This is a genomic window from Rhizobium sp. rho-13.1 (genome assembly GCF_007000305.1).
Taxonomy (GTDB): Bacteria; Pseudomonadota; Alphaproteobacteria; order Rhizobiales; family Rhizobiaceae; genus Rhizobium; species Rhizobium rhododendri.
In genome coordinates this window covers 62,236-72,764 of record NZ_SCFL01000001.1, presented here as the reverse complement: position 1 = coordinate 72,764, position 10,529 = coordinate 62,236, and the positions used below count along the sequence as shown (strand labels likewise).

Here is a 10,529-nt window from a genome sequence, read left to right as displayed (position 1 = left end):
AGGAATAAACCGTTGAAGACTATCGGCCGCGCCCTGCTTTTGTTCGGGCTTATCCTGCTCGTCGTCGCCGTCGCAGCATGGGCGTCGCTGGCCCTCTGGTATCGTCTACCCTTGCCAGAGGTATGGCGCGCCGTCTGTGCCGGTATCTTTGCCTTGGGCGGGCTTGCTACGGTCGTTGGCCTGTTCGGCCGCAGACGAGCCTCATGTCTTTCGGCATTCGCGGTCGCCTCCGTGCTTGTTATTGCCTGCTGGACAACGATCACGCCCCCGTCCACCGCAGACTGGGCGCCCGATGTGGCGCGTCAGGTTACGGGCAGGATCGAGGGTAACCAGCTTACGCTCAGCGATGTGCGGGCGTTCGACTGGCGGAGCGACACAGATTTCACCCCGCACTGGGAGAGCAGAAGCTACGATCTCGGCACGGTCAGGACGGTCGACCTGTTCATGTCCTACTGGTCGGGGCCGCTGATGGCCCACATGATCGTCAGCTTCGGGTTTGCCGACGGGCGGCAACTGGCTTGGTCGATCGAGGTCAGGCGCCGAAAGGGCGGAGCTTTCTCTCCGATCGCCGACCTGTTCAAGAGCAATCCACTTGTGATCATCGCCGCCGACGAGCGCGACGTGGTCGGCGTGCGCTCGAACGTGCGCGGCGAGGACGTGCAGCTCTATCGGATGAATATCTCCCCGGCCGGAGCACGGGCACTGCTGCTGGCCCATGTGGCCGACGCCAACGCGCTTGCCGAAAAGCCGAAATTCTACAACTCGCTGACGACCAACTGCACCACGGCAGTTATCCAGATGGTGCGGGCTGTGGGCGACGCCCTGCCCTTCGACTGGCGGCTCATCGTCAACGGTTATGTCCCGGATTATGCCTACGACCAGAAGGCTCTCGATACGCGTTTGCCGCTCGAAGAACTGAAGCGACTGTCGCATATCGACGACAAGGCCAAGGCCGACGGGCTGTCGCCCGCGTTCTCCGCCCACATCCGGGAGGGCGTGCCTGCGCCGTTGCCGCCCGACCAGACCCCGTGAGACTGGATTGTCCCTGGTGGCACACCGCAGGCCTCGTGAGCGCCTTCAAGTCCTGAATCACGTACCTCTCAGTCTGAATCCGCAAAGTCGGCTAACCATCGGCACCTGCTGTATTCTTCAGATTTGCCATCAGGCGCTCGCACAGGTTCCCAAACCCGCCTATGAGGGATCCTTCGGCAACTATCATGAAAAGGTCGGCAATATGGACACCCCCTGGAAACAGCCGGTTACCCTTGCGCTCGAAGGTCCGGAAACCTTTGTGACTATCGCCACGACACAGGCAGCATCCTGGGCAATGATCGAGGATTGGCCACAGGAGGACGGTCCGGCGCTCGATCGGGCGCTACTGATCTGCGCCGAAGTGCGCCAAGGCAAACGCACCGACGAGGACGCCCGCAAGGCATTTATCGCCGCCGCTATCGAGGCCGGCATCGCCATCCAGCCGTAGACAAACCGTGAAACAGCAACGTTCGTCTCTGGCCAAGCCGGCATGTCAAGATTGTCGAATTGTCGCAGGGCTCCATGGACTAACGGCTTTGCAGTTCTATATGGCCGATCATACCGGACCTCTCAAAGCATTGGCTTTAGTGTGATTTGTCGGGATGCTAAGCAAGGGAGTGATCACCGTGGGAACGATCCTGATCATCGTAATTCTGGTTTTGTTGTTGGGTGGCGGTGGCGGTTATTATGCCCATGGTCGTTACGGCGGACGTGGCCTCGGCGGCGTGCTGGGCCTGGTGTTGCTCGTCCTGATCGTCTTGTGGCTGCTTGGCGGCCTGCACGGCGGCGCAGTCTAAACCTGATTGTTGCGCCAGGCTCCTTGCCGAAAGGTCCGGGGTCTGGCGCATCGGTGCCACGGCGAGCGCTGTCAATACGAAACGTCCATCTGAGATCGCGGAGATTGCTATGCCCTCGTCATCGATCAAGACAGTTTGCATTTATGGCGCCGGCGCGCTGGGAGGCGCCATCGCGACGCGACTGGCCAGCGGAGCCTTGGCGGATGTCGCAGTTTCCGTCGTAGCGCGCGGCGCTCATCTCGATGCCATCCGGCAACACGGGCTCAAGCTCTGGACGGCCGGCGCAACGGAACCGCTGACGGTCCAGGTGAATGCTACGGACGATGCCAGCACTTTAGCGCCGCAGGACCTTGTCATCACTGGCCTGAAAGGCCATCAGCTTGGCGCGGCAGCGGCAGGTATCAGCTCCCTCATGCATGCCACCACCCGCGTCGTCATGGTGCTGAACGGCATACCCTGGTGGTATTTTCATCGGGACACCCAGAGCAAGCATGCAGAGACGCAGTTCGAGGAACTGGACATCGGCGGCGCGCTGTGGCGCTCGATTGGCCCCGACCGGGTGATTGGCTGCGTTGCCTACCAGGGCGCCGAAGTCACGTCGCCCGGAGAAATCCATCTGAGCAACGACGGTCGCTTCGTGCTTGGCGAACCCTCAGGCGAAAACACCGCCGACCTCGAGGCGATTACCCACCTCCTGACATCCGGCGGCCTCAATGTCAGCACGACGCCCCTGATCCGCAACGAGATCTGGAGCAAGCTGATGGGCAATGCGGCCTTCAACCCGATCAGCGCACTGACGAGGGCGAGGATGTCGGACATCATGGCCGACCCGGCGCTCGCCAACATGGTTTCGCAGGTGATGACGGAGGTCAAGGCGGTGGGCGAAGCGCTCGGCGCGAGTTTCACGATGTCGGTCGAGCAACGGCTCGAGCAGTCGAAGAAGATCGGCGATGTCCGCACATCCATGCTGCAGGACCTGCTGGCCGGCAAGCCCCTGGAGATCACGCCGCTCGTCGGCATGGTCGTATCGTGCGGTCGCCTTTCAGGCGTGCCGACGCCGACATCCGAGGCGATCCTCGCTCTCGTCACGCAGCTCGACCGAGAAAATCGCCGCTCTTCAGGCTGACCCCGGTCGCCACGCGCGGCCTCTATTTTTATGAAGTCTTTATTCTCGGCCGCTCGGGCTCGTATGGCTTTCCTACGGAGCCCGGCATTACCATCGCTGCATCGATTGCAGAGGTGAACCATGCCCCACGCCACCTGGCCCAAGCGGCCTGACCCTGCCGAACCAGATCGGCTTGCCTGCTCATGAGCCAGACCAACCGCCGTCGCCTGCGGGCGCGCCGTACGGCAATGATCATGCTTGTCTTCGGCATCGTGCTCGGCAGCGTCGAGATCGCCATCCTGTTTTCCTATCTGTGAGCGTCATTCCCATGAGAACGATTTATCTCGACAGCGCCGCCCGCAAGCGGAGCATCGGTGGCGCGATCACATCGCTCATCACCCCTTTTCGCGATGATGCCATCGACAGCAACGCGTTGATGGACCATGTGTCCTGGCAGATCGCCAGCGGCATCGACGGTCTTGCTGTCTGTGGCCTCGCCGGAGAAGGTCCCGTGCTGTCGGATCACGAACGGCAGACCGTTATTGCTATCTGCGTGGAGACGGCAGCGGCCAAAGTGCCGGTCATTGCAACGACGGGCAGCAATTGTACCGCCAAGACGATCGCAGCGACCCGGCAGGCCCGCAACGCCGGTGCGTCTGCGGCGCTGATAACCGTCCCCTATTATTCCAAGCCCACGCAGCGGGGCATCCTTGCCCATTTCGAAAGCATTGCCGACGCCACCGATCTGCCTTTGATCATCGATAACAGGCCAGCCCATGCAGGGATCGACCTCACGTCGGTTACGATCGAAAGGCTTGGCGAAATCGGCAGTGTCATCGGCATCTGCGACGGTGGAGGAGACATCGGCCGCCTCGGCGCGTGGACGGAGTTGCTGCCGCGACGTGTCGGTCTCTATACCAGCAATGACGCCGTAGCCCTCGGGTTTGCGATGACAGGCGGTGCCGGTTGCTTTTCTGACGCTGCCAACGTCGCGCCGCAGATGAGCGCGGCTGTCCAGCACCAAGCCGCCGCCGGTAACCTCGCGGCCGCTCTCAGCCTGCAGCAGCGCTTGCTTCCGCTGTGGCAGGCCCTTGCTGCCGAGAGTATCCCCGCGACCCTTAAACAGGCGATGCATCTGGACGGCAGGCCTGTCAGCACGGCGGTACGCTTGCCGCTGGTCTCGGTCGAGCCAGAGACGGAGACTGCTATCCGCGACGCGCTGACCCTGCTCCATGGCCTCGAGCACAAGCCCTGCACTGTTGTCCACGACCTCCAGGGCAGGTCTATGAGGATATGAGATTTTAATATTCCGGGCTGTCGCCCGAAATGGAAACCCTATGCCTGCCGGCATACATTCATAACCGTGGCGCAGCGCCGGTAGAATACCGGCCGATGCCAGACAAAAATGCCTGAAAGGAATGTCAATGCCCCGCTCCAATACCCAACGCGACGAAGCCGAACCGCTCCAACGTCGCTCGACCGGCTCGCTTGCCGCTTCGTCCGCTGCCCGCTTCCTGGTCGGGCGCGACGGTCACGGCGGCTGGATCGTGCAGGACCGCCTCGGACGTATCGGCGGTCTCTTCGCCAACGAGACTGCAGCGCTTCACTTTGCCCGCGAGGAATGTGACCGCAATCCTGCCGAAGTCTGCCAGTTGCCCGAAAATATCGTGCTCGGTTTCGACGGGTTGGAAATCAAGTCCTTCACTAGCCATTAAGTTGCGTTGATAGGTTCGAAACGCGTCCGACTCCATTCTTCCTTAACCACCTGGTGGATATTTTGGTGTCGGACGCGACATGAGATGACCGAGATGCCAAAGCCAGCCTTCCGTTACACCCATTACGATCTGGGCGACCAGCGCGCAGAGACGACGATTGAAATCACCCTCTCTGCCGTCGCCAATGTCAGGCTGATGACAGGTGGAAATTTCCAGCGTTTCAAGGAGACGCTCAAGCATCAGTTCGTCGGTGGCGTCGCCAAGAAGTCACCGATCCGCCTCACCGTTCCCGAGACCGGCCACTGGCATCTGGTGGTCGATATGGAAGGCCACAAGGGCCTCGCCGAATCGAGCGTCAAGCTCATCGAGAAGGCGTTGGCGCCGCGCATTCAGAGGGCTGCAGCGGGGTAGCCGACGGCGCCCGGTTCACTCGCCGGCCCGCTCCTTGCGAAGCTTTGCCCACCATTCCAGACGCTTCTTGATATCGCGCTCAAAACCCCGCTCGGGTGGATCGTAGAATTTCTGACGTCCGAGTTTTTCGGGAAAGTAATCCTGGCCTGAAAAGGCATCCGGCTCGTCGTGATCGTAGCGATAGCCGTCGCCATATCCCTCGCCGCGCATCAGCTTGGTGGGGGCGTTGAGGATATGCTTGGGCGGCAGCAGCGAACCATTCTCCTTGGCTGCCCGCGTCGCCGCCTTGAAAGCCGTATAGACCGCGTTCGATTTCGGTGCGGTTGCCAGATAGACGCAGGCCTGCGCGAAGGCCAGTTCGCCCTCGGGCGAGCCCAGATAGTCGTAGGCGTCCTTGGCGGCGTTGCAGATGACCAGAGCCTGCGGATCGGCCAGCCCGATATCCTCGACCGCCATGCGCACGAGGCGTCGTCCGAGATAGAGCGGATCCTCACCGGCGTCGAACATTCGTGCCAGGTAATAGAGCGCCGCATCCGGGTCCGACCCACGCACCGACTTGTGCAGCGCTGAAATCAGATTGTAATGCCCATCCTGCGCCTTGTCGTAGACGGGCGCCCTGCGCTGGACAATTTCTGTCAGGGCTGCGGTGTCGAAGACCTCGTCCGCCCGCGCTGCCCGCCATACTTCTTCGGCAAGTGTCAGCACCGCACGACCATCGCCATCCGCCATCCTGATCAGGCTGTCACGGGCGTCATCGGTCAACGGTAGCGGCTTTGCCTCCACCCGCTCGGCACGCTGCAGCAGTTCACGCAGGCTGTCCTCGTCATGGGCACGGAACGTCAGCACGCGGGCGCGCGACAGCAGAGCGGCGTTCAGTTCGAAGGAAGGGTTTTCCGTCGTCGCACCGACCAGGATGACGGTGCCGTCCTCCATGACCGGCAGAAAGCTATCCTGCTGGGCACGGTTGAAACGGTGGATCTCGTCGACGAACAGCAAGGTCTGGCGGCCATCCATGCGCCTCATACGGGCGGTCTCGAACATCTTCTTGAGATCTGCGACGCCGGAGAAGATGGCCGAGATCTGCTCGAAGGCGAGACCCGCCTCACCCGACAGCAGCCTTGCGACCGTGGTTTTGCCGGTGCCAGGCGGGCCCCAGAAAATCATCGATCCGAGCGAACCGCTCTCGATCATCCGCCGGAGCACGCCATCGTCGCCCGTCAGATGCTGCTGGCCGGTGACCTCGGCCAGCGTCTGCGGCCGCAGACGGTCCGCCAAGGGTCGCTTGCTGGCAACCTCTGCCGGGATCTGCGGAGCAAACAGGTCATTGCTCATCGGAAGAATTGCCGGATGCGCTGACCGTCCCGCTCGATCTCCACGCGCCAGATATCGGGTTCGCTGGCAGCAATCGCCGCGAGGCTCTTTGTGTTGGTGATCGGCGTGCCATTGACGGAGATAATGATGTCCTTCGGCTGGAAGCCGAGACGCGCAGCAGCGGAATCATCCTTCAGCTTTTCGACAACGACGCCTGCGGCCGTATCGGTCGGCATGTGCAACTCATCCGCCACGCGCGGCGACAGGTTGGCCACTGTCGCACCGGAGAAGGGATTGCTGCCAGTAATCAGCTTCTCCTCGCGCGGCTGCGTTTCGGGAGCGCTTGCCAGCGTCATTTTCGCTTCCCGCTCATTGCCGTTGTCGAGCACGGTCAGCGATACCGTCGCGCCGAGCCCGGCGGTTGTCAGACGGTAGCCGAGAGCATCGGGATGCTCGACGGATACGCCGTTGAGGGCGGTGACGACTTCGCCAGCCTTGAGACCGGCCTCGGCGGCGGGACCGTTGTCGGTGACCTTGGTGATCAGGGCTCCGCGAACCCGCTTCAGGCCGAGCGCATCGGCGACTTCGGAGGTCACCGGCTCAAAGGTGGCTCCGATGTAAGGGCGCTCGAAACTCTTGTCACCGCGATCGGCGGCAGCAAGGAAGACGCGCACGAGATTGGCGGGAATGGCGAAGCCGATGCCGTTCGACCCGCCGCTCTGCGAGAAGATCGCCGTGTTGAGGCCGATCAGTTCGCCTTTCATGTTTATCAGCGCCCCACCGGAATTTCCGGGGTTGATGGCAGCGTCAGTCTGGATGAAAAACCCGACCTCGTTCTTCACCTGGTTGCGAGCAAGCGCCGAAACGATACCGCTGGTTACTGTCTGGCCCACGCCGAAGGGGTTGCCGATGGCAAGCACGAGGTCGCCGACCTCGAGCGTATCGGAATTGCCGATCGGCAGCATCGGCAACTGCTCTTTCGTGTCGATCTTCAGCACGGCGAGATCGACCCGGTCATCCTTGAGGACCACCTTGCAGGGGAATTCGCGGCCATCTGAAAGGGCGATCTTGATGTCGTCGGCGCCATCGACCACGTGGTTGTTGGTGATGATCGTACCGTTCGCCTCGACGATGACGCCGGAGCCCAGCGATGTCTGCTTTTCGGTGCGGTTCGGCATGCGCTGACCGAAGAACTGCTGGAAGAAGGGATCCCCGGCGAAAGGAGACTGCTGGTGCACGACGCGTTCCGCGTAGACATTGACGACCGAGCCAGCCGTCTGCTTGACCAGCGGCGAGAAGGAAAGCTGCATTTCCATCTTGTTTTCCGGCACGGCCTTGGCCGTCTCGGCGTAGACCGGGGCGGGAAGCGTGACGACGAGCGCGAGCATAGGGATCGCAGCGCGTTTGAGCAAACCTTGCATGGGGAACCCTTTATAAAGTGTCTGTGGAGGCAACGTTGTAACCGCGAACGCTAGAAAGGAAAGAGGGCACAATCATGGAACTTCAAGCCAGCCGGAGGCTTTGCGCATACGCGGTTTGAACAAAACGGCCCGGAATGGGTTAGGAGTGCAGCAGTGTGCACATCTGGCTGATTCTCGAGCGGAAGTGCATCATCAACCAAGCGCCATAACTTTCTGAAATCGGAATCAAAAGATGGATCATTCGCCTCTGACACTCACCACCCGCCGCCGGTCTGCCAACCTAGTTTGCGCAGCGCTTGTCGGCTTGCTGCCGATCCTGTCGCCGCTAGGCTCGGCAAAGGCCGCCAGCTTCGATTGCGACGGCAAGACGCTTCAGCCGGATGAGAAAATGATCTGCGACACTCGCAGCCTGAACGATGCGGACGTCAAGATGGCCACGACCTTCGAGCTGATCTCCGGCCTTCTCGCCATGGGATCGCGCGGCACGCTGCAGGACGAACAGAGCGCCTGGCTGAAGAAGCGCCAGGCCTGCGGCGCGGATGCGGCATGCTTGAAGACCTCCTACGAGGACCGCCTGAAGCAGCTGGATGTCGCCTACAAGAACCTCGCCCGTCCGAACTGACCGGCACGGTCACGGTTGCGGTGACGCCTTGAATAAAAGAGCCCTTGCCAGGTTTTCGATGGCAGGGCCTCCATAGAAGAATGTCGGCCGCGGTGAAAACTGCGGCCAATTGTTTATCTAACGGCCGCTGAGATCGCGCACCGCGCCCTTGTCGGCGCTTGTGGCAAAGGCGGCATAGGCCTTGAGCGCCGTCGTCACGTTGCGCTTGCGCTTCTCGACCGGGAACCAGCCCTGTGCATCCTGCTGGGCGCGGCGGGCTGCGAGCTCCTCGTCGCTGACGCGCAGGCTGATGGAGCGGTTCGGGATATCGATGTCGATCATGTCGCCTTCGCGCACCAGGCCAATCGTACCGCCATTGGCAGCTTCCGGCGACGCATGACCGATAGACAGGCCGGACGTGCCGCCCGAAAAACGACCATCGGTGATGAGAGCGCAGGCTTTGCCCAGACCTTTCGATTTCAGATAGCTGGTTGGGTAGAGCATCTCCTGCATGCCAGGACCGCCCTTCGGACCTTCGTAACGGATGACAACGACATCGCCGGCCTTGACCTCGTTGGCAAGGATCGCCTTGACCGACGAATCCTGGCTTTCGAAGACGCGGGCCGGGCCGGAGAACTTCAGAATGCTTTCATCGACGCCTGCCGTTTTGACGATGCATCCGTCTACGGCGAGATTGCCCTTGAGAACAGCCAGGCCGCCATCCTTGGAGAACGGATGCTCGGCGCTGCGGATGACACCCTTTTCGCGGTCGACGTCGAGGTCGTCCCAGCGCGAACTCTGGCTGAAGGCAACCTGCGTCGGCACGCCACCCGGAGCCGCACTGAACAGCTTCAGTGCTGCCGGGTTGGCGGTGATGGCAATATCCCATTGTGCGATCGCATCACCGAGCGTCGGCGCGTGGATGGTCGGCAGGTCGGAATTCAGCAGGCCGGCACGTTCCAGCTCGCCGAGGATTGCCATGATACCGCCGGCACGATGCACATCTTCCATGTGAACGTCGGACTTGGCCGGCGCGACCTTCGACAGGCAGGGCACCTTGCGCGACAGACGGTCGATGTCGTCCATCGTGAAGTCGACCTCGCCCTCGTGGGCTGCGGCCAGGATGTGAAGGACCGTGTTGGTAGATCCGCCCATGGCGATGTCGAGCGCCATGGCGTTCTCGAAGGCGCCCTTGGAGGCGATGGTGCGCGGCAGTGCCGTGACATCGTCCTTCTCGTAGTAGCGTTTGGCGAGATCGACGATACGACGGCCGGCTTCCAGGAACAGCTCCTTGCGGTCTGAATGGGTGGCCAACGTCGAGCCATTGCCCGGCAACGAGAGACCGAGCGCTTCCGTCAGGCAGTTCATCGAGTTGGCGGTGAACATGCCCGAGCACGAGCCGCAGGTCGGACAGGCCGAGCGCTCGATGACGGCGACGTCTTCGTCGCTGATCTTGTCGTCGGCTGCAGCCACCATCGCATCGACGAGGTCGAGCGATACGGTCTTGCCATGCATGGTGACCTTGCCGGCTTCCATCGGGCCGCCGGAGACGAAGACGGTTGGGATGTTGAGGCGGAGCGAAGCCATCAGCATGCCCGGGGTGATCTTGTCGCAATTCGAAATGCAGACCATGGCATCGGCGCAATGGGCGTTGACCATGTATTCGACGCTGTCGGCGATCAGCTCACGCGATGGCAGCGAATAGAGCATGCCGTCATGGCCCATGGCGATCCCGTCGTCGACGGCAATGGTGTTGAATTCCTTGGCTACGCCGCCGGCCGCTTCGATTTCGCGCGCCACCAGCTGGCCAAGATCCTTCAAGTGCACGTGGCCGGGAACGAACTGCGTGAAGGAGTTGACGACGGCAATGATAGGCTTGCCGAAATCGCTGTCCTTCATGCCTGTTGCGCGCCACAGGCCGCGGGCACCGGCCATGTTGCGGCCGTGGGTGGTGGTTCTCGAACGGTAGGCTGGCATGGTGTTATCCTCGACGTCCTGCAGTTACGGGCATTGCTTGCGGCAGACCTATTCCGCCAGACGGACCGGCAAGCCCCTGCTTTTTAGAATTGTCGTAAATCAATCGGTGCGGACTGTCACTATCAGGTAAGCCGAATCCGGTACGCTGCAAGGGCATGC

The 10,529-nt window shown here is 61.6% G+C and carries 11 protein-coding genes; 8 read left to right on the top strand and 3 right to left on the bottom strand.

Annotated elements, in window-relative coordinates; all coding sequences use genetic code 11:
* The first annotated feature begins 12 nt into the window (after window positions 1-12).
* From EQW76_RS00450 to EQW76_RS00420, 7 genes are all read left to right on the top strand, one after another.
* A complete protein-coding gene (locus EQW76_RS00450) occupies window positions 13-1,032 on the top strand; it encodes a DUF4105 domain-containing protein (protein WP_244616882.1) in 1,020 nt (339 codons plus the stop codon).
* Window positions 1,033-1,234: 202 nt separating this feature from the next.
* Entirely contained in the window at window positions 1,235-1,480 is a 246-nt protein-coding gene (locus tag EQW76_RS00445) for a DUF982 domain-containing protein (protein ID WP_142822300.1), read from the top strand.
* A 172-nt stretch (window positions 1,481-1,652) separates the two neighbouring features.
* Window positions 1,653-1,829 carry a DUF3309 family protein gene (locus tag EQW76_RS00440; protein ID WP_202617120.1) on the top strand — a complete coding sequence of 59 codons (177 nt, stop codon included), beginning with the start codon at window positions 1,653-1,655 and terminating at the stop codon, window positions 1,827-1,829.
* Window positions 1,830-1,938: 109 nt separating this feature from the next.
* Complete coding sequence (locus EQW76_RS00435) at window positions 1,939-2,955, top strand: 2-dehydropantoate 2-reductase (protein ID WP_142822299.1); 1,017 nt, start codon at window positions 1,939-1,941, stop codon at window positions 2,953-2,955.
* Window positions 2,956-3,262: 307 nt separating this feature from the next.
* Window positions 3,263-4,231: a 4-hydroxy-tetrahydrodipicolinate synthase gene (gene dapA / locus EQW76_RS00430; protein ID WP_142822298.1), complete on the top strand. Its 969-nt coding sequence runs from the start codon at window positions 3,263-3,265 to the stop codon at window positions 4,229-4,231.
* A 127-nt stretch (window positions 4,232-4,358) separates the two neighbouring features.
* On the top strand, window positions 4,359-4,649 hold the full coding sequence (locus EQW76_RS00425) for a hypothetical protein (RefSeq protein WP_111220708.1): 291 nt from the start codon (window positions 4,359-4,361) through the stop codon (window positions 4,647-4,649).
* A gap of 93 nt (window positions 4,650-4,742) precedes the next feature.
* The gene (locus EQW76_RS00420) at window positions 4,743-5,060 is read left to right on the top strand and encodes a DUF1883 domain-containing protein (protein WP_142823567.1); all 318 of its coding nucleotides are present in this window, start codon (window positions 4,743-4,745) and stop codon (window positions 5,058-5,060) included.
* Window positions 5,061-5,075: 15 nt separating this feature from the next.
* Here EQW76_RS00420 and EQW76_RS00415 read toward each other — a convergent pair whose 3' ends face one another.
* Both EQW76_RS00415 and EQW76_RS00410 read right to left on the bottom strand, forming a co-directional pair.
* A complete protein-coding gene (locus EQW76_RS00415; protein WP_142822297.1) occupies window positions 5,076-6,392 on the bottom strand; it encodes a replication-associated recombination protein A in 1,317 nt (438 codons plus the stop codon).
* Complete coding sequence (locus EQW76_RS00410) at window positions 6,389-7,792, bottom strand: DegQ family serine endoprotease (RefSeq protein WP_142822296.1); 1,404 nt, start codon at window positions 7,790-7,792, stop codon at window positions 6,389-6,391. The genes EQW76_RS00415 and EQW76_RS00410 overlap by 4 nt, the downstream gene beginning before the upstream one ends.
* 232 nt (window positions 7,793-8,024) lie before the next feature.
* Here EQW76_RS00410 and EQW76_RS00405 point away from each other — a divergent pair, with 232 nt between their 5' ends.
* Complete coding sequence (locus tag EQW76_RS00405) at window positions 8,025-8,414, top strand: lysozyme inhibitor LprI family protein (protein WP_142822295.1); 390 nt, start codon at window positions 8,025-8,027, stop codon at window positions 8,412-8,414.
* A 117-nt stretch (window positions 8,415-8,531) separates the two neighbouring features.
* Here the strand turns inward: EQW76_RS00405 and ilvD are convergent, their stop codons facing one another.
* Window positions 8,532-10,370, bottom strand: a complete 1,839-nt coding sequence (ilvD, locus tag EQW76_RS00400; RefSeq protein WP_142822294.1) for a dihydroxy-acid dehydratase — start codon at window positions 10,368-10,370, stop codon at window positions 8,532-8,534.
* Between the last annotated feature and the right edge of the window lie 159 nt (window positions 10,371-10,529).